This is a genomic window from Siphonobacter sp. (assembly GCF_048595215.1).
Lineage (GTDB): Bacteria > Bacteroidota > Bacteroidia > Cytophagales > Spirosomataceae > Siphonobacter.
In genome coordinates this window covers 1-19680 of record NZ_JBMDWJ010000115.1, presented here as the reverse complement: position 1 = coordinate 19680, position 19680 = coordinate 1, and the positions used below count along the sequence as shown (strand labels likewise).

The following is a 19680-nucleotide window of genomic DNA, read 5'->3' as shown; positions in this document are numbered from 1 at the left end:
AGACCTGTATTTTCTTTTTTATAAAGTATAACAGTCTCTTTTTTGAATGAAATTAACAATTAAATCACTACCAATATTCAGGAATAATTACTTATATATTTTTAATACAATTACACGGATAATGGCACGATTCGTTGGGCTAAAAAACAAAAATACCCCTTGATTCGTCGTTCGAAGCAAAGGGTATCAAACACCAAGTCAGTAGTAACTAAATGAATTTGGAAGTCCAGAACCAAACCAGCCAGAATGCTATTCCCAGGACACAAACGAGGGTTAGCCCCAGATCATAAAAACCCTTCAGCCGGACATTTTTAACTTTATTTCGACCGTGTACTTTTAAGTAGAAGTGGATACCCAAAACCGCACAGATCAATATAAAATAGTTGCAACTATCGGAAATGAACGTTAACATAAGATGTATAGTTAGGTAGCTTTACGAGTTACTAATCATGGATACGCCTACAAAAATAAATCAGAAAAGGCTAAAGTTGTATCCGCCGCACGGTATAAAATGTGTCGTACGCCGTGAAAGTAGCTTGCAGGAAAGCAATGAACGACAAAGAATTAGCTACCAAAAAGCTTTGAAAACGTTCACTAGGGCACTATACGAAAAGCGATGGGGCGTCGGGGGAAGGAAAGAGAAGGAGCATAAAAAAACCTCTCAAATTTGAGAGGTTTTTTTATTAATGATTGGCAGCAGCTTCTTTCGGTAAGCTTACTTTCGGAGAAGCGGCATCCAGACTCACGTCACCCGTAGTGGTTGCAGGCGTGAGGGGAGCATTCGTGTAATCGAAAAAGGGTAACATGATCAGTGACAATACGATCAAAAAGCCGATCACAACGTATACAGGAGTTAAATCACTCTGATCATTGTATGAGTTAGTAGCCATGGTAATAAAATTGGTTTCTACTTTTTTCGGCAAATAGACAAAAAAGACGGTATCATTCCTAGTAAAAATGCCTGAAAAAGACGCCTGCTTCCTTTTCAATAGGCCTAATGCCTTTACAGAAGCTACTTACTCTTCCTTCATGTATCCATACAAAACCCAGCGTTGGCGGACACTGGGTTTGTATACGTCTGCCTGGCGGTTGCAAACGTTCTTACTTACAAGAAATTACCTTTAATGTCTTCTGCAACAGTTCGTTAAAACAGTTTTCCTTTTGAACGGTATTACTATACGATTTATACGAAATGAGCTTTTTTTGGGCTAGACTATCATTTACCAGGACTTCCTATTTTTCAAACGCATTTCTAGCACTGGTAAGGGCATACCTAAGGTCGGGCAAGCATTTCCCCAATCTGCTTCGTTGACACTTCCTCAACCAAGCGAATACGACTTTTTTACTCGTTATCCCAAATGAATACATCTATGATTTGGGCAGCAATAATCAGTAGTTACACCGTGTGTTGGTTTTTATGGATTTGCTGGGAGTTACGGCGTGCCTACGTACCTAGCGATGAACAAAATTCTTTTCACCAAGAAGATGAACATTGGTTAGTGTCCCATCACTTTATCAGTCCGAAAGCAAGAGGAAAAGAAGATGAAACGAATCTTATGGACAAAGTCTCAGGTCCAGGCGACCGACCCTTTAAATCCTGATACCGCCGTATTACATATACCAGCTGTCGTTCGCCAGGAAATGTGCGAACGTAAATTGAATAGAATTCGTCTGATGGCAGTAGCTACGTTTGTGGCTGGTTTTGTTATTTACTTGATGATCCTTAGCGGTTGGTTAAAACCTTAGCTATCTACATTTATACCTTTTTAAATTACAGATTTAAGAATTCGAATACACTGTATTAGTTCTTCTTCCGTAGAGGAAGCAAAACCCAGACGAGCCACGTTTTCTTTTCGGAAAACGGACTCATGAGCCGTTCCATTGGATAAATACAGCTCTTTTTGGAGAGCTTTTTCTGCCAAGCGTACGAGATTAATGCTCGAATCAAACGTGGTCCAGACGGACATTCCTCCTTCCGGTTTTCGAAAGTCGACTACGCTGCCCAATTCCGTTTGCAAAGCCTCACAAAACAGATCTCGCCTTTGGCGATAAATGCGTAGGGATTTGCGGATGTGTCGTTGAATAACGCCCGTATGTAACAACTCAGCCATGGCGTTTTCAAGAACGGTATCTCCTTGGCGATCAATGACACGGCGGAGTTTAGACAGGTGCTGAATCACATTTTCCGGTCCCACCAGATACCCGACCCGAAAGGCTGGCGAAATGGTTTTAGTGAATGAGCCACTATAGAGTACCATACCCCCCGAATCAGCACTGGCGAGCGGAAAAAGTGGCTTGCTTTCGTAATGAAAATCGTAGTCGTAATCGTCCTCAAAAACAATGAACTTGTAGGCCTGAGCTAAAGCCAGTAACCGCATGCGACGGTCCGCTCGTAAGGGTACGGTAGTGGGATACTGATGATGCGAGGTTACGTATAACATTCGTAGGGGTCGTTGCTGACATATCCGTTCTAAAGCATCTACGTCAATTCCGTACGCATCTACGGGTACGGGAATAAGCTGGGCTCCCGCCTGCAGGAAATTCATGCGAGCCCCCGACCAGCTATATTCTTCGATGGCCACTGCGTCTCCAGGCTGAAGCAACGCGGTGCTAGCCAGATAAACGCCCATCACGGTACCCCGCACAATCAGTATATTTTCGGGCTCCGCCCGCAGACCACGGGTGGCATGTAGATACGCGGCCAACTCCTCCCGTAGCCAGCGGGATCCACTCGGATCATTATACCCGAGTCGTACGTACGGATTGGAAGCCAGTACCTGCGATCGATACGCCCGAGACAATTCCAGCACGGGAGCCAGTCGGGCATCGGGAAACCCATCATCCAAGTGATAGCGGGCTTGTGCCTTTAGCGGAGGCCGATCCAGATGCGGCGTTGACTGAAAAGAAAATCCCGCCTGCTTGGCAGGATCGAAAACGTCGGAATTTACTAGTGGCCGGGGAGACAATTCCGGTAAATGTCGGCTCACGAAGGTACCACTTCCTACCTGCGTTTGTAACCAACCTTGGGCGATGAGTTCATCATACGCCTGTATCACTGTTTTTCGGTGAATGGCCAATCCCGACGCTAACGCTCGCGTACTGGGTAGGCGATACTCCGGCCGCAGGATGCCCTTCCGGATCAGATCCGTCAGTTGAGCGGCAAGCTGGAGGTAAAGGGGCTGGTGATCGTGCCGATGAATCTGAAGGAGAGTAGCTAAAGGCTGCATAAAAATTGGACTACTCGGTTTGTCAAAAATGGATGCGTAGCATAATCCAGCAAAGCTACACTTTTGTCAAAAAAACAGCCGAATGAATACTCCGAAACTTATTCCCAGTCGGGATGCTAAAAAGGCTCATTTTGATGCCGAAACTATTTACCCTATCCTTGATGAGGCCTTGTACTGCACCATCAGCTATTGCGTAGATAACCAGCCCTACTCCATTCCTACGGCTTTTGTCCGCTACGAAGACAAGATTTACATCCATGGTTCAGTAGGCAGTCACTTTATTCGTACGATTGAAAAAGGCCTACCCGTTTGCGTTTCCGTAATCTTAATGGATGGATTAGTGATTGCCAAGTCCGCCTTTTCGCATACGGTGAATTACCGTTCCGTAATCCTCTTTGCCGAAGCCGAAAAGATAGAAGAGATCGACCTTAAAAAAGCAGCTCTCGAATGGCTAACCGATAAAATAGTACCCAATAGCTGGGAGTACCTGCGGCCAATGACTAACAGTGAATTACGCAAAACAACGGTTCTGGCTTTTAAAATCGATCAGGCTTCGGCGAAAATCCGGACGGGCATGCCCATCGACGAACCGGAAGATAAGGACCTGCCCATCTGGTCGGGTGTTATTCCGATCCAACAACAGCGGCTCGCTCCGGTAGCCGACGAAAGTAGTCAGGTCATTCCTTTGCCCGAACATTTAATGTCATAAAAAAACGCCCAGCGTCCTGATCAGGACGCTGGGCGTTTGTATGAAGATGAAGTTCGTTTACTTTTCTTCCCGGTACAGAACCATTCCGGCATGATACAGAATTCCGTCCCGGAAATCACCGTCGGCCGTAAAACCCGTATCGTCCACGTAATCAATGTGATCCCCCGTGAGGGTATACCGGCCCTGATACGCACTCTTGCGAGTACCCCGGGCTTCATCGTAGCGGCCATTGGGCAATAGTTCATGCCGGATGTATCCGTCTTTCGTTACCCACATGCCCACGTAAGAATTGTTTGTTTTCATGGCTTTGGTTGGGAACTCGTTAGGCTTCCGTACTAAAATCCGTAGAAAGGGTGAGGTCTTTCCAGGCTTCTACATCTGTTTGTACGGCGGCCATTTTTTCCTGCATCATTCCGTAAGCGTCACTTCCCAAAAACAAATGCAGGGGTGGATTTGGCGTAGTAGCTACGGTAATCAAGGCTGCTACGGCTTTTGCCGGATCGCCGGGCTGGTTACCGTTAATGTCCTCCCGGTGAGCCGACAAAGAGGCCTGAGCTTCGGCATACGCTTCGATACGGCGAGCCGGCGTAGCCATGGATTCCTGGGTCAGGAAATTGGTACGGAAATACCCTGGATACACTACCGTGGCATGAATACCGAATGATTTCGCCTCCGCCGCCAGCGATTCCGTAAAACCGGCTACGGCAAACTTCGTAGCACAGTAGATACCCCAACCCGCAAAATTGGCCGTATATCCACCAATCGAAGCGATATTGAAAATGTGTCCCGATTGCTGATTCCGAAGATGAGGCATCACTTCGCGAATGACATTAAGTGAACCGAAGACGTTAATGTCAAAATTCTTACGAGCTTCTTCGTCGCTCAGTTCTTCGAGCGTACCAAATTGTCCGTATCCAGCATTGTTCACGACCACGTCGATGCGTCCGAAGGTGGCTATGGTTTGAGCAACGGCTTCCTGTACGCTGGCTGGTTCTGTTAACGAAACCTGTAAGGGTAAAAACTGATCCGAAGCCGGACCTATTTCATTGATTAGCGTCTCTAACTTTCTAGAGGTGGCCGCTACGCGATAGCCTTCCTGTACTAATTTTTGGGTGAGTAGTAATCCCAGTCCTTGTGAGGCTCCTGTGACGAACCATACGTTGGCAGCGTTCATAATATGTTTGTTTTTTGTACACTGCAAAAGTACAAGCCCCTCAGCGGCAGCAGCTTACAGCAAACAAACCAATACTTGCAAAATTCAAACAAAGAAGGAATCTATCGAGCCATTCTTGCTACGAAGAAAGATTGACAACCATAAAAGCCGATTTTATCTATCCTTATAGTAACAAAAATTCTGATTCCTCTTTACATCCGATACGTCCGTACGTACTCGCGGGGGGGCATTCCCGTAATCTCTTTAAATCGGCGGTTGAAATTGGACAGATTGGTATATCCGCACTGAAAAGCGATCTCACTAATCGATTCGCGGGACTCGCGAAGGAGCCGACAGGCGTGTTCAATGCGTACTTCGTTGAGTAAATGCGAAAAGGTTTTTCGCGTATGCTGCCGGAAGAAGCGGCAAAAAGCCCCCGGTGTCAGGTTGGCTACATTGGCCACCTCTTCCAGCCCAATCGGAGCGGCGTAGTGTTGGAGAATGTACGAGAAGATTCGTTCGAGTCGCTGGTGATCATCGGGGCGGCTGGGTCGTTCGTAAGCCATACGAGACAGAATTTCCCGTTGCTGGTTCCCTGCCAATTGATCAAGCATCCGTACCAAAAATAGAAACTGCTGAAAGGGGCGTAGTTCCGGCAGTTGCTCGAATTCCCGCACGAGCGTGTCCTCAGCGGAGACCTGTAGTCGGACGCCGTGCCGAGCTTCGGACAATAACTGTTTTAGGTGCACCATTTCTGGAAAAGCCAGTAACTGTTGCTCGAACGGTTCACCCATAAATAAGATGGAAGTAGAAACGGCCTGCTCATTCCCCGCCAGGGGCGTACTCCGCAGGACGTGCGGCAGATTACTGCCCAGCAACAACAGATCATAGGGCTGAAAGCGATCAATTCGATTACCTACTACTAAGGTTCCTTCGCCTTTTTCGATCAGGGTAAGCTGGATTTCGGGATGGAAGTGTAATTGCCCGTAAAAGCTGGGTCCATTTTCCTTCTGAATTCGAAACGAACGCTGATCGACACTGGGTACGCGAAAGAACAGGGGCTTCATACTGATATTTATTTGGTCGATTTATTGGAAAGCTCTATAAAAGTAGTGAAAAAAGTATTAAACCCAATCAAATCCGAGCAATGAAGGCAGCTAAACCTTTCGGACCTTTGAGCTAACATTTAAGCCCCTTCTACAATATGAACGTTGCCGTTACCTGGCAGGGAATTTACCCTGCACTGCTTACGCCCTTTACTGCTGAGGACACGCTGGATCTGGATCTGTTTGAAACCAACCTCCGGGCTCAGATCGACGCCGGCGTACGGGGTCTGATCATTGGCGGATCACTGGGAGAAACCAGTACGCTGACTCGCCCCGAAAAACTGCAATTACTCGAAAGAGCCCTGCAAGTTTGCGACGGACAGGTACCGGTTATCGTGAATATTGCCGAACAGGCCACGCGTGATGCCATCGCCGCTGCTCAGGAAGCGGAAGCGAACGGAGCGGATGGTTTGATGCTATTGCCTCCCATGCGGTACTTCGCGGATTCCCGCGAAACGGTAGAATTTTTCCGCAGCGTAGCCGAGTCAACGAAGCTGCCGATCATGCTGTATAATAACCCGGTGGATTACAAAATTCACATCACCGTACCGATGTTCCAGGAACTGGCTCAGATTCCGAACATTGAAGCCGTGAAAGAATCGACCCGTGACCTGACCAACGTGATTCGGATGCGGAATGCCTTCGGCGATCGCTTCAAAATCATGGGCGGCGTAGATACGCAGATTCTGGAATCAGCCGTACTTGGTGTCGATGGCATTGTAGGCGGACTGGTAGATGCCTTCCCGGCCGAAACCGTAGCCCTTTACGAGTGGGCTCAGCAGGGCAAAATCAAAGAAGCCTTTGAATTGTATCAGTGGTTCATGCCCTTGCTGGAACTTGATATTCACCCCAAACTTGTTCAAAATATTAAATTGGCTGCCGTGGCTACGGGCATCGGTTCCGAATACGTACGGGCTCCGCGTCTACCGCTTGTCGGCGAAGAACGGGCTCACGTACAGGGCATCATCGATCGGGCGATGGCAAATCGCCCCAGTCTTGCGGTTCCTGCTTAATCCAGCCATTAAAGGCTATTTTTCCTTGAACTGTGTCGGTCCAAAGCTGGCACAGTTCAATCATTAGGATCTTTGGCAATTTTTGAACGATGTCTACAGCGTATCATTTTTTCTGTATTGATGCCCATACCTGCGGCAACCCCGTACGGGTCGTCACGGGCGGGAGTATCCCTTTTTTGCAGGGAGAGTCCATGAGCGAAAAACGACAGCACTTCCTCCGGGAATACGACTGGATTCGTAAGGGTCTGATGTTCGAACCCCGGGGTCACGACATGATGTCGGGAAGCATTCTGTACCCGCCCATTGACCCAGCCAACGACGCGGGTGTACTCTTTATCGAGACCTCCGGCTGTTTGCCCATGTGCGGACACGGTACCATCGGTACGGTTACGGTAGCCATCGAACAAAACCTGATTCGGCCTAAAACGCCCGGCGTACTGAATCTGGAAGTACCCGCCGGACTAGTACGAGCCGAGTATGTACAGGAAGGCCGCAAGGTGACGTCGGTGAAAATCACCAACATCAAATCCTATCTGGCGGCGGAAGGTCTTACGGTCGAATGCCCGGATCTGGGTACCTTAACCCTGGATGTAGCCTACGGCGGTAATTTCTACGGTATTGTGGATGTACAGGCCAATTTTCCGGGTCTGGAGCATTTCAGTGCCGATCAGCTCATTAGCTGGGCCCGCGTCTTACGGGTTCGCCTGAATGAACAGTACAGTTTCGTTCACCCCGAAAACGATACGATTCGCGGCCTGAGTCACATTCTCTGGACGGGTGCTACTTTGAAAGAAACCTCTACGGCCCGCAATGCCGTTTTTTACGGCGATAAAGCGATTGACCGTTCGCCCTGTGGCACCGGTACTTCGGCCCGCATGGCTCAGTGGTACGCTCAGGGCAAACTCAAGCCCGGCGATACCTTCGTCCATGAAAGCATCATCGGATCGATTTTCAATGGCAGAATCGAAGCCGAAACCGAACTGGCTGGAAAACCGGCCATTGTACCCAGTATTGAAGGTTGGGCCCGCATTCACGGCTACAACCACCTCATCATCGACGAAGACGACCCATACGCCTTTGGCTTTCAGGTCATTTAACTTATAAAACGAGCGGCCGCTCGTCACCCCAAAACACATGCAACACATCGGAATTGTTGGCGGAGGCATTATTGGCTTAAGTACGGCTCATTACCTGCGGGAAGCCGGGTACGCCGTGACCGTTTTTGACCAGACCGTACTGGCCGACGGCTGCTCGTACGGAAATGCCGGTATGATTGTGCCCAGCCACATTGTACCGCTGGCTCAGCCGGGTATGATTGCCAAAGGGCTTCGCTGGATGCTTCAGCCGACAAGTCCTTTTTACGTAAAGCCCCGGCTCAACGCGGATTTGATTCGCTGGGGCTGGCTGTTTTACAAACACTCGACCAACGAGCACGTCCAGTACTCCATTCCGGCTTTACGGGATATTAGTTTACTCAGCAAAACCATGTATCAGCAACTGGCCCAAACGATGGATTTTGGCTGGCACGAACGTGGTTTGCTGATGCTGTATCAAACGGCTAGTGCGGAACATGAATTACAACACGAAGCGGATCTGGCCAACCAGTCGGGCATTGAAGCTCGTATGCTGGATCAGAAACAGGTACAGGCCCTGGAACCCGATGCGGAAGTGACGGTACACGGAGCCGTCTACTATCCCGGTGATGCTCACGTAACACCCCGACGGGTTATGGAAACGCTGATTGCCGATTTGAAAAGGAAAGGCGTTCAGTTTCTGGAAAACCATCGCGTAGAGGGTTTTGCCATGAATGGCTCCCGCGTAACGGCCATTCGGGCGGGTGGCGAACAGTATCCCGTGGATGAAGTAGTCATCGCGGGGGGAGCCTGGTCGCCGGAAGTCGTGAAAAGTCTGCAACTCAATCTGCCCCTGCAGGGTGGAAAAGGCTATAGTTTTCTATTGAAAGACCAAAGTCCTCAGGTGCGGGTACCGGCCATTATGCTGGAAGCCCGGGCTACGGCCACGCCCATGGGTCAGGATCTGCGGATTGCCGGTACCATGGAAATCAACGGTACCGATCTTTCCGTCAATATGAAACGCGTACAGGGAATCAGTCAGTCGATTCAACGATATTATCCGGGTATTCGCGTAGATTTGCCCGCCCGGGAAGTCGTCTGGAAAGGTCTGCGACCCTGCTCACCCGATGGGTTACCCTACATTGGCCGCATTCCGGCGTATCAAAACGTAACCCTTGCCACGGGTCACGGCATGATGGGCCTAAGTCTGGGACCCGGTACGGGCAAGCTCGTGAGCGAAATCATTACGGGGCAATCCCTGAGTATGGATGTAGCAGCGTTTCGTCCGTCCCGCTTTCAGTAAACGCAGGTAGCTGCTAGGGGTGAAACCGCGACGCCACTCGTCCTTTGGCTATGGCCCTGTATTTCCAGCCCCACGCACAACGGGTCGTATACGCGTTCGAAAACCTCTATAAACTCAAGTACTGGCATGTCACAAGCTACGATAGAACATTCTTTTCAAGCCATCAATCCGGCCACGGGCGAAATCCTGCCGGGTAAATTCATTGAAACGAGTCTCGAACAGATTACGGACTACGGTCATCGTTCGGCAGCAGCCTTCGCCGAATACCGAAACGTATCCGGACGTACAAAAGCCGAATTTCTCGAACAGATTGCCCTTGAAATTGAAGCCTTAGGCGATGCTCTGTTGGAACGGGCTCAGGCCGAAACGGCTCTGCCCCTGCCCCGTCTGACGGGCGAACGCGGCCGTACGACGGGTCAGCTACGCCTCTTTGCCAGCTACGTACGGGAAGGCTCCTGGGTAGATGCCCGCATTGATCCGGCCCTGCCCGAGCGTCAGCCCCTACCCCGCCCCGATTTGCGGCAAATGCTGCGACCGCTGGGACCCGTCGGTATTTTTGGAGCCAGTAATTTTCCGCTGGCCTTTTCCGTCGCGGGTGGCGATACCGCTTCGGCTCTCGCTGCGGGTTGTACGGTGGTGGTGAAAGCTCACCCAGCTCACCCCGGCACCTCGGAGCTGGTAGCCGGAGCCATTCGAACGGCGGTACAAAAGTGCAATCTGCCCGAAGATACGTTCCTCTGCATTCAGGGTCGAACCAACGAAACGGGCCAGGCCCTGGTGAATCATCCCGCTATTAAAGCCATTGGTTTTACGGGATCGTTCCGGGGCGGTAAAGCCATTTTCGACGCAGCAGCCCGTCGCCCCGAACCCATTCCGGTGTACGCTGAAATGGGTAGCACGAATCCGGTTTTCTTTTTGCCCCAGATTCTGAAAGAACAGGGAGCAGCTCTGGCTCAGGCTTACGTGGCTTCTACGACGCTCGGTACGGGTCAGTTTTGTACGAATCCCGGCTTGAGCATTGTCACGGCTTCGGAAGCTACGGAACAATTTAAAGCCCAGGCTCAACAAGCCATTACGCAGGTCAAACCAACGTCCATGCTGACGAAGGCGATTCGCGAAGCTTTTCATCAGGGCATTTCACACCTGACCAGCCACGGAGACGTGCAGGTACTGGGTGAATCGGATGCGACGGAAGGTTACGCCCTAGCCCGCCCCGTACTGCTGACCAGTACGGCCAAAGCATTGCTGGCGAATCCGGCGGTGGCGGAGGAAGTATTCGGTCCCAGCAGTATTATTGTTGAGGCCGATGATCCGGAAGAAATGCTGGCGTTGGCTCATTCCTTGGAAGGTCATTTGACCGCCACGGTTTACGGTACGGAAGAAGAACTGCTACAATACGGCGATTTGCTGGCTATCCTCGAACAAAAAGCGGGCCGGGTAATTATCAATGCCTTCCCGACGGGAGTGGAAGTAAGTCACGCCATGCACCACGGTGGTCCCTTCCCGGCCACGACCGATGCTCGCTCGACGTCCGTAGGCACGAATGCCATTCGTCGCTTTGCCCGACCCGTATGTTATCAGGGTTTTCCGCAGGCTTTACTTCCAGAGGAATTGAAGGATACAAACCCGCTGTCGATCTGGCGGCTTTGGGATGGCGTTACGCAGAAGTAAGACTATCCCGCTTCTTATTAAATAGTTAAAAATCCCAGCCTGTAGCCGGCTGGGATTTTTTGTTGAGGTAATCTGGCTAATTTCTTTTCTACGCGATCAACGCTCTGATTATAGGTAGGCTTTTACCCATTCTCCGCCAGTTCCTACTTCTTCAAGAAAGTCTGTTTACGCAAACAAAAGCAGGCACTGTTTTTTAACGGTTTGCTATACGTTTTTGGATTTCCCAGTATTCCGCCTGTACTGGCTTTCAGAAATTTGCCTTATTCTCTTCCTTTTCCGTACGTTCATCAACCACTATAAACTCAACGCTATGGTAACCCGCAGAAGCTTTATTCAAACCGTTTCGAACGGCATTGCGTATACCAGTATGGCTGGCAGCGGCCTTCTAATAGCCTGCCAAAGCAAATCTGATCAATCAAAAGAAGCTAAAAAACAGTCCGCCCAAAACGAAGAAAAGAAGAAAGGTAAACTGGGCATTGCTCTGGTTGGCTTGGGTAAGTACAGTGAAGAACAGCTGGCTCCGGCTTTGGAGGAAACCAATCAGTGTTACCTGGCCGGGATTGTTACGGGCACGCCCGAAAAGGCAGAGAAGTGGAAAAAGAAATACGACATTCCCGAGAAGAACATTTATAACTACGAGACTTTCGATACGATCAAGGATAATCCAGACATTGACATTGTCTACGTGGTACTCCCTAATAGCATGCACGCCGAATATACGGTACGAGCCGCCAAGGCGGGCAAACATGTCATCTGTGAGAAACCGATGGCCCTTACCGTAGCCGAATGCGACCAGATGATTGCCGCCTGCAAGGAAGCCGGAAAAATGCTTTCGATTGGCTATCGCCTTCACTTTGAACCGTATAATCTGGAAATGGTACGCCTGGCCGAAACCAAAACCTTCGGTAATCTGAAAAAAATCAAAGCCGAAAATGGCATGAATGGTACTGAAGGCTGGCGAGTTGACAAAGAACTTTCGGGAGGGGGCCCATTGCCCGATGTAGGCATTTACTGCATTCAAGCCGTACGGTACACGACTGGCCAGGAACCACTAGCCGTACGAGCGAAAGAAGGTCCGAAGAAAGACAAGGAATTCTTCAAAGAAGTAGAAGCATCGCTGAGCTGGGAAATGGAAATGCCGGGTGGCGTGATTGCCGAGTGCAAAAGCAGCTACGAAGAAGACATGAATCTGTTACGGGCCGAGGCCGATAAAGGATTTTTCGAACTAAAACCCGCCTACGGTTACTCCGGCCAGAAAGGCGAAACATCCCAGGGAAAAATGGACCTCCCTAAAGTCAATCAGCAAGCCCTACAAATGGACGACTTCGCCGAAGCCATTACGAAAAAGCGACCCACGCCCGTACCGGGGGAAATGGGGCGTCAGGACGTAAAAATCATCAACGCTATTTACGAGGCGATGAAGACAGGCAGACGGGTCGAGATTCCTGCTTAAGGGGGTTTGATTTGGTTTGAGGGTTGAAAGTTTGAATGGTGTTTGAGCAGGTATCAGGTTTGATCGAGTTTGAACTAAAGTTTTCCGGTAAAAACTGAGGTTTCCTGAATGCTTTTTACACCGAATGAATCCTTCAAATCTGATCGTAATCAAACTTCAAATCATTACAGGTTTCGCCTGATCAGACTCGTGTATCAATCAATCAAACCTGATACCAGATCAAACTTTCAAACCTAGAACTTCATCAAACCTTAAACTAACTCAAACCTCCAACCTACGTAAACGGCAACGCATTCCCACGCTTTACTCTATAAAACCCTTATTCTATCCAATTCAATGAAAACAAGAACTACATTATTCTTAGGAGCTGCACTGGCGGGCGTTATTGGTCTGAGTTGCAGCAAAGGCAGTGGATTCTGGGATTCTTTTATTCCGGAAACCGACGAGGAACCGACTTCTGCTCAGGTCACAGGTTATGTATTTCGTCCGGCCCTGGTACCGGCTACACCCGAACGCATCCAACAATTGAAAGTACCCGCTGGATTTAAGGTACAGGCGTTTGCTCAAGAAGTGGGCAAGCCTCGTATTCTGGCCGTCAGTTCGCAGGGTTATGTGTATGTATCGGATCGCGATGCTGGCATGGTTACGCTCCTGGAAGATAAAGACAAGGATGGCGTAGCTGAACGCAAACAAATGGTAGCCAGTATCAAGCAGGCCCACGGATTAGCTATTCATAACTCGAAACTCTACATCGCGGCAGTTCAGGATCTGTACGTAGCCGATATTAATTCGGATGGTACGCTGAGTCAACCCAAACTGATTAAATCCGGCTTGCCCGATGGTGGGCAACACCCCAACCGTACACTTGCCTTTGGTCCCGACGGACTGATGTACTTCTCCATTGGCAGTACCTGTAACTCGTGCCCCGAACCCAATGCCATGCATGCTACGATGGTGCGTATGAATGCCGACGGATCGAATATGAAGATCTATGCCAAAGGGTTACGGAATACCATCGGCTTTGGCTGGCACCCTGAAACCAAGGAATTCTGGGGAATGGATCATGGAATTGACTGGCTGGGAGATGAAGAACAAAAAGAAGAGGTGAACCTCATCAAGGAAAATGGCGTATATGGGTGGCCTTACATTTATGAGGACGGAAAATATAATCCCGGTACTCGCCCTCCCGGAGACACTACCTACCAACAGTACTCGCAACTTTCTACCAAGCCCTCGCTGACGTATCAGGCTCACGCGGCCCCCATGCAAATGGCGTTTTATACGGGCTCACAGTTTCCCAGCGATTACCAGGGCGATGCGTTCGTAGCCATGCGGGGTTCCTGGAATCGGAGTAAGCCTTCGGGTTATAGCGTAGTGCGGATGCACTTTGAAAACGGAAAACCCGTACGGTTTGAAGATTTTCTGACGGGCTTCCTCGTTGATAATAATCGTTCTCACATTGGCCGACCCGTTGGTGTAGCCGTACACGCGGATGGCTCGTTGCTGGTTTCGGATGATACGAATGGGGTGATTTATCGTATTTCGCGTCAGTAATTCTTTCTATAAAAAGAGCGGCCTTCTATCGATAGAAGGCCGCTCTTTTTATACGGATATTCTGTAGGAATGGTGCGTCCCTGTACCCCGCATTGCATACGGGGCTATTCAGGTTGAACCCCTCCGGGGTTGGACATTCGATTCAGAAGGGAAACTGGTACAAGTTTGATCCGTTAAGGATCATTCACCATCTCCCCACAGGCGGTAGCGGGTGACCTTGATTAGAGATTTCGTTTAGAAATGAAAAACCGGTACATCTCCCCCTTCATTTTCTGCCTCGCACCTTAAGCAAACCTTGTCCTACGGCTTCGGCCGCTCGTTTGTGGAGGGTCTTGTCGCCCCGCGTCATGCGTTGGAGTAAGGCTTTGGATTCAATCAGGTACTTCGGAGCAAAATCAGATTTCGATTCGACAATATCCCGACTATTATCCAGAATATCCGCGTACTTGATCGTCTGAGCGGCCGGGCTGACTTTAGCCATTCGTTCTGCTTCCCGACTTTTTCGTTGATCCCGATTCAGACCCGGATAGTCCGCATGGGTATATACGTCGGTTAGTTCCTGTACTAATTTCAAGGTTCGTCGTACCTCGGCTTCTTCCATGACACCCGACAGAAATTCCAGCATTTCCTCGGCGGTTAGCTCCGTATCTTCCAGGACATCGTGTAATAAAGCTGCCGCCAATACCGGTAGTTCCGCAGAATATTCTTCACACACCTGCATCACCCGAATGGGATGGTTGATATACGGTTCGTCGGCATATTTCCGCCGTTGCCCCTCGTGAGCCTGACGGGCAAATTCCTGAATTTTTTCTAAGGTTTCCATGACTGTACCTGCCTATTCGTTTTCGCTTTTTCCTAAAAATTGCAGACCATGTTTCGGTTCTGTAGGGTCTTGCACGGGTACAGCCTTGTCTTCCACTGCGACGCGTAGACGCATTTCCGGCTTACGACTATAATTAAACGAAGTATTTTAAAAATAGCCGCCTGCTAGCGTTATTTACACTAGTTGCCATTTGTACCAAATAAAATAGCGGCACTATCTCGACAAACAAAAGATCATTAGTTTTCAATTCTGCATGGCAACTGTACCTCAGGACACGGGTTTTAAGCCCCGAGTCAATTTATTTGATGCGACGATGGTCGTGGCGGGTTCGATGATCGGGTCCGGAATTTTCATTGTGAGTGCGGAAATTACCCGCAGTGTCGGCGGAGCGGGTTATATGCTGGCGATGTGGTTGCTAGCGGGAGTCGTTACCATCATTGCGGCGGTTAGTTACGGAGAGCTGGCAGCCATGTTTCCCCGGGCGGGCGGCATGTACATCTACCTGCGGGAAGCCTATGGTTCGCTAGTGGGTTTCCTGTACGGATGGGCTTTTTTTACCGTCATACAAACCGGTACCATTGCAGCGGTAGGCGTAGCTTTTGCCAAATTTACGGCGTACCTGATTCCGGCGGTTAGTGAGAAAGAAATTCTGTTGAGTCTGGGTGGATTTCAGCTATCAGCGGCTCAGTTGGTTGCCATTGGGACGATTGTCTTTCTGACGTACATCAACAGCCGGGGTGTAGAAAATGGCGTTGCTGTACAGACGATCCTCACTACGGTTAAAATTCTCTCTTTGGTCGGTTTAACCATCGCCGGGTTGATTTGGGGAGCCAAAGCCGAGGTGTGGGAACAGAACTGGCAAAATGCCTGGACGCTGTCGGCCCTGACCCAGACTAATGGGCAAATCGAAAGTACCGCTCTGTCGGGACTCGCTTTTTTCGGAGCCATCGCCGTCGCCATGAAAGGCACTTTGTTTTCGAGTGATTCCTGGCATTCCATTACATCCATTGCGGGGGAAGTAAAAAATCCGCAGAAAAACATCGGCTTGAGTCTGGTACTCGGTACGCTGATTGTGACCTTCTTATACGTACTCACCAATGTCATGTACCTGGCTGTTGTACCCTTGTCCGAAATGGCCTTTGCCCCGAATGACCGCGTAGGCGTCGTTGCCGCTGATTACATTTTTGGCTCCTGGGGGACCATCGCCATTGCCATCATGATTATGATTTCCACGTTTGGCTGTAACAACGGATTGATTCTTTCCGGTGCCCGCGTGTACTACACCATGGCGAAGGATGGACTGTTTTTTCACAAGGCAGGTCTGCTCAACAAAAACAAAGTTCCCGCCTACAGTCTCTGGATTCAATGTGCCTGGGCGAGTTTACTTTGCCTGACGGGTGAGTACAACCGTCTGTTGGCTCTGGTCATTTTTGGCGTACTGATTTTCTATATCCTCACAATTCTGGGTATTTACATACTACGGGTCAAGCAACCCGATACCCCCCGCCCCTACCGGGCTTTTGGATACCCGTATTTGCCGATCATCTATATCGTTGTGGCCTTATTTCTGGCGGTACTGCTGTTGATTTTCGAAGCTCAGTATACCCTTCCGGGTCTGGGGTTGATTCTATTGGGAATTCCGGTGTACTATCTGGTCATGCGAAAAAAAGAACCGATTGAGGCGTAGTGTTCTAACACTTCTTACGTAAAGGCTTCCGGGAAACCGGAGGCCTTTTTTTATTTTTCTGAAACACCACCCTACTTAATGGCCTGGTTGACAAGGCCTTGATAAGTTTCTTTCGTACGCTTGGGCCGAATACAATTTTAGTAGACCTACTTTCTTTTCCATTCAGAAAAACTTTTTACTTTTGCACTTACTTAATAGTAAGTAAATATTTGAAAAGAGAGGTTGTATATGGCTGATACCCGAGAAAAAATACAGGAACTGGCCCGTATCCTGATTCAAACCAAAGGCTACAATGCTTTTAGTTTTGCCGACATTGCCGGACCCCTGCAAATCAAAAACGCGGCCATTCATTACCATTTTCCATCGAAGGAAGCTCTGGGCATTAGCGTCATTACGGAAGGTACGACGGCTATGCAAGAAGCCTTCCGTCAGTGGTCTTCTTTACCAGAATGCCAACAGGTAGAGGCGTTTGTCACCACCTTTGGGCAATGGCAGCAGCAGGGCCTGGTCTGCCTGATGGGTTCACTAAGTCCTGATTTTGGTACGCTACCGGCTGGTATGCAACAGGGTCTGCACCAGATGTGTACAAGCATTATCGACTGGCTTACTGAACGCCTCGAACAGGGGCGGCAAAAGCAACAATTCCATTTTGAAGGTGAGGCCCGAATTCGGGCGATGATGGTAGTTTCCCATCTGATCTCTTCCCTACTGCTTTCCCGCGTTTTCGAAGAAGATACCCTTTCACAAACGACCCCACAACTGCTTCAGGACTTATTCTAATTCAACATACCGATGAATCGCGTAGTCATTACGGGGCTTGGTGCCCTAACGCCCCTGGGCAATACCGTTTCAGATTTCTGGAACCACCTCATTGCGGGTACGAGCGGAGCCGCCCGTATTACCAAATTTAATCCCGAGGCCTTTCGCACGCAGATTGCCTGTGAACTCAAGGATTTCCGGGCGTCAGATTATCTGGACAGAAATGAAATCCGCCGTACCGATCCTTTCACCCAGTACGCTCTCATTGCCGCCGATCAGGCCATTGCGGATTCTGGACTCGATTTCAGTACCATGGATCCCTTTGATACGGGCGTCATCTGGGGCTCCGGTCAGGGCGGGATGGAAACCTTCGAAGAGCAGGTCAAAGAATATACCTTAGGTCAGTTTAAACCCCGATTCAATCCCTTTTTTGTTCCCAAACTCATTGTCAACATGGCTTCGGGCATGATCTCGATCAAACATGGGCTCATGGGGATCAATTACACCACCGTATCCGCCTGTGCCACGTCGAATACCGCTATTATGGATGCCTTCAACTACATCCGTTGGGGTAAGGCCAAGGTGATGGTGACGGGTGGTTCGGAAGCTCCCATTACGGAAGCATCGGTGGGAGGTTTTGCGGCGATGAAAGCCATGTCCACGCGAAATGATGATCCAGCTACGGCTTCGCGGCCGTTTGATGTAGCTCGCGACGGCTTTGTTATGGGCGAAGGAGCGGGTGCCCTGATTCTGGAAGAGTACGAACATGCCAAAGCCCGGGGTGCCCGCATTTACGCTGAACTCGGTGGGGCAGCCATGACGGCAGATGCGTACCACATGACCGCCACGCACCCCGAAGGCATCGGGGCTATGCAGGCCATGAAATTGGCTTTGAAAGATGCCGAACTTCCGCTCGAAGCCGTCGATTACCTGAATGTCCACGCGACTTCAACGCCCGTGGGCGATTTGAGTGAAATCAACGCGATTCAGGGGCTCTTTGGTAACGATCCCCGGCATTTACACCTCAGTGCTACCAAGTCGATGACAGGGCACTTGCTGGGAGCAGCGGGAGCCGTTGAAGCCATTGCCTGTATACTGGCGATTAAAAACAGCCTTATTCCTCCTACCATCAATACTGAACAACTGGATCCACAGGTTCCGGCAGACTTGCCAATCATACGGGGCGAGGCTCGGGAGCTGGCAGTTGAGGTCGCCATGAGCAATACGTTTGGCTTCGGTGGACACAATGGTATTGTCGTTTTCAAAAAGTTTAGAGGCTAAAACGAACGAGTCTTTTCCACGGGGAAAGGCTCGTTCGTTTTCTGATTCATTCGCTACTTAAAAGGCTTTAGTAGGCAGAAAAAGCGGTTTGGCCCTTATTTGGCGTATGGTCCGTGGCAACCCGCATGGAAGGGATTAATTTGCGAGTCTTTTGACAAGCCTGGCGAAGACTATTCCTGCTCTTTAATCTATTTTTTCATGCGTAAACCCTTACTCATTGGGGCGTTGGCTCTTTCCCTGGGATTCACGGAAAGCTACGCCCAGCAAGTATACCACTTCACGAAAGGCTGGGTGGCTACCCTGCCGCAGCGGTACGGCCGCGAAGCCATTTATACCGACGAACTGGTGTACCAGATGCACACGAAGCAGCTGAAAACACCGGGTTCTGATTCAGAAATTAAATGGCAAGCCATCGAAGCCGACAGCACCAAACGCCTGCGAGCCCGGATGAATTCGTTTCGTAGCTCGGGAGGTCCGGCCGGACCAGGTATTACGCCGGGGAGCCTTCGCGGTGGCATTGGCGGTAACGGGGGTTACCTGTATCTGACCTACACCTCGCCTAAAGCCCAGACGGCCCTGCTGAATATTAAAGGCAACAGTCAGGTTTACGTCAATGGCGAGCTGCACATGGGCGATCCGTACAGCATGGGTTATCTGCACCTGCCCGTTTCGCTCAAAAAAGGGTTGAATGAATTTTACGTACGCGGTTTGTCCATTACGGCGAATCTGACGTTTCCGGAAAAACCCGTTTTGCTAAATACGGATGACCTGACGCTACCTTCTGTTGTACCGGGCACTGCCAACGAATCCTTACAGGGAGCTTTGGTGGTTTTAAACACGACGACTAAAGAACTCACGGGCCTGCAAA

The 19680-nt window shown here is 49.8% G+C and carries 16 protein-coding genes and 1 pseudogene; 11 read left to right on the top strand and 6 right to left on the bottom strand.

The annotated features are described in order from the left end of the window. Nucleotides 1–683: 683 nt before the first annotated feature. Nucleotides 684–890 carry a hypothetical protein gene (locus tag ACOJTG_RS06845; RefSeq protein ID WP_420153120.1) on the bottom strand — a complete coding sequence of 69 codons (207 nt, stop codon included), beginning with the start codon at nucleotides 888–890 and terminating at the stop codon, nucleotides 684–686. 876 nt (nucleotides 891–1766) lie between these two features. Continuing rightward, complete coding sequence (locus ACOJTG_RS06840; protein ID WP_420153119.1) at nucleotides 1767–3227, bottom strand: PLP-dependent aminotransferase family protein; 1461 nt, start codon at nucleotides 3225–3227, stop codon at nucleotides 1767–1769. An 82-nt stretch (nucleotides 3228–3309) separates the two neighbouring features. Between ACOJTG_RS06840 and ACOJTG_RS06835 the strand changes: the two genes are divergently transcribed. Beyond that, on the top strand, nucleotides 3310–3936 hold the full coding sequence (locus tag ACOJTG_RS06835; RefSeq protein ID WP_420153118.1) for a pyridoxamine 5'-phosphate oxidase family protein: 627 nt from the start codon (nucleotides 3310–3312) through the stop codon (nucleotides 3934–3936). A gap of 57 nt (nucleotides 3937–3993) precedes the next feature. On the opposite strand, the gene ACOJTG_RS06830 is transcribed toward ACOJTG_RS06835, so the two are convergent. The 3 genes from ACOJTG_RS06830 to ACOJTG_RS06820 form a co-directional block, all read right to left on the bottom strand. Next, nucleotides 3994–4239 (bottom strand): Atu4866 domain-containing protein, encoded by a 246-nt coding sequence (locus ACOJTG_RS06830; protein ID WP_094811542.1) that lies wholly within the window; start codon nucleotides 4237–4239, stop codon nucleotides 3994–3996. Between the two features lie 19 nt (nucleotides 4240–4258). Further along, nucleotides 4259–5110 (bottom strand): oxidoreductase, encoded by an 852-nt coding sequence (locus tag ACOJTG_RS06825; protein WP_420153117.1) that lies wholly within the window; start codon nucleotides 5108–5110, stop codon nucleotides 4259–4261. A gap of 191 nt (nucleotides 5111–5301) precedes the next feature. After that, nucleotides 5302–6156, bottom strand: coding sequence for a helix-turn-helix domain-containing protein (locus ACOJTG_RS06820; protein WP_420153116.1), 855 nt, complete (start codon nucleotides 6154–6156; stop codon nucleotides 5302–5304). A 137-nt stretch (nucleotides 6157–6293) separates the two neighbouring features. Between ACOJTG_RS06820 and ACOJTG_RS06815 the strand changes: the two genes are divergently transcribed. The 6 genes from ACOJTG_RS06815 to ACOJTG_RS06790 all read left to right on the top strand — a co-directional run bounded on the left by ACOJTG_RS06815 (nucleotide 6294) and on the right by ACOJTG_RS06790 (nucleotide 14262). Then, entirely contained in the window at nucleotides 6294–7208 is a 915-nt protein-coding gene (locus tag ACOJTG_RS06815; protein ID WP_104714988.1) for a dihydrodipicolinate synthase family protein, read from the top strand. An 89-nt stretch (nucleotides 7209–7297) separates the two neighbouring features. Then, nucleotides 7298–8305 (top strand): 4-hydroxyproline epimerase, encoded by a 1008-nt coding sequence (locus ACOJTG_RS06810; RefSeq protein ID WP_420153115.1) that lies wholly within the window; start codon nucleotides 7298–7300, stop codon nucleotides 8303–8305. 37 nt (nucleotides 8306–8342) lie between these two features. Next, nucleotides 8343–9584, top strand: a complete 1242-nt coding sequence (locus ACOJTG_RS06805; protein ID WP_420153114.1) for an NAD(P)/FAD-dependent oxidoreductase — start codon at nucleotides 8343–8345, stop codon at nucleotides 9582–9584. Between the two features lie 126 nt (nucleotides 9585–9710). Continuing rightward, nucleotides 9711–11255 (top strand): aldehyde dehydrogenase (NADP(+)), encoded by a 1545-nt coding sequence (locus ACOJTG_RS06800; RefSeq protein WP_420153113.1) that lies wholly within the window; start codon nucleotides 9711–9713, stop codon nucleotides 11253–11255. 310 nt (nucleotides 11256–11565) lie between these two features. After that, nucleotides 11566–12708 (top strand): Gfo/Idh/MocA family protein, encoded by a 1143-nt coding sequence (locus tag ACOJTG_RS06795; RefSeq protein ID WP_420153112.1) that lies wholly within the window; start codon nucleotides 11566–11568, stop codon nucleotides 12706–12708. A gap of 336 nt (nucleotides 12709–13044) precedes the next feature. Next, nucleotides 13045–14262, top strand: coding sequence for a PQQ-dependent sugar dehydrogenase (locus ACOJTG_RS06790; RefSeq protein WP_420153111.1), 1218 nt, complete (start codon nucleotides 13045–13047; stop codon nucleotides 14260–14262). Between the two features lie 265 nt (nucleotides 14263–14527). On the opposite strand, the gene ACOJTG_RS06785 is transcribed toward ACOJTG_RS06790, so the two are convergent. Beyond that, nucleotides 14528–15085, bottom strand: a complete 558-nt coding sequence (locus ACOJTG_RS06785; protein WP_420153110.1) for an HD domain-containing protein — start codon at nucleotides 15083–15085, stop codon at nucleotides 14528–14530. Nucleotides 15086–15338: 253 nt separating this feature from the next. Here ACOJTG_RS06785 and ACOJTG_RS06780 point away from each other — a divergent pair, with 253 nt between their 5' ends. The 4 genes and pseudogenes from ACOJTG_RS06780 to ACOJTG_RS06765 form a co-directional block, all read left to right on the top strand. Beyond that, complete coding sequence (locus tag ACOJTG_RS06780; RefSeq protein WP_420153109.1) at nucleotides 15339–16772, top strand: APC family permease; 1434 nt, start codon at nucleotides 15339–15341, stop codon at nucleotides 16770–16772. A gap of 228 nt (nucleotides 16773–17000) precedes the next feature. Then, nucleotides 17001–17552 carry a TetR/AcrR family transcriptional regulator gene (locus ACOJTG_RS06775; RefSeq protein ID WP_420153108.1) on the top strand — a complete coding sequence of 184 codons (552 nt, stop codon included), beginning with the start codon at nucleotides 17001–17003 and terminating at the stop codon, nucleotides 17550–17552. 12 nt (nucleotides 17553–17564) lie between these two features. After that, nucleotides 17565–18812: a beta-ketoacyl-ACP synthase II gene (fabF, locus tag ACOJTG_RS06770; RefSeq protein ID WP_420153107.1), complete on the top strand. Its 1248-nt coding sequence runs from the start codon at nucleotides 17565–17567 to the stop codon at nucleotides 18810–18812. A 198-nt stretch (nucleotides 18813–19010) separates the two neighbouring features. Continuing rightward, nucleotides 19011–19680: pseudogene (locus tag ACOJTG_RS06765) on the top strand (hypothetical protein); the annotation flags it as partial.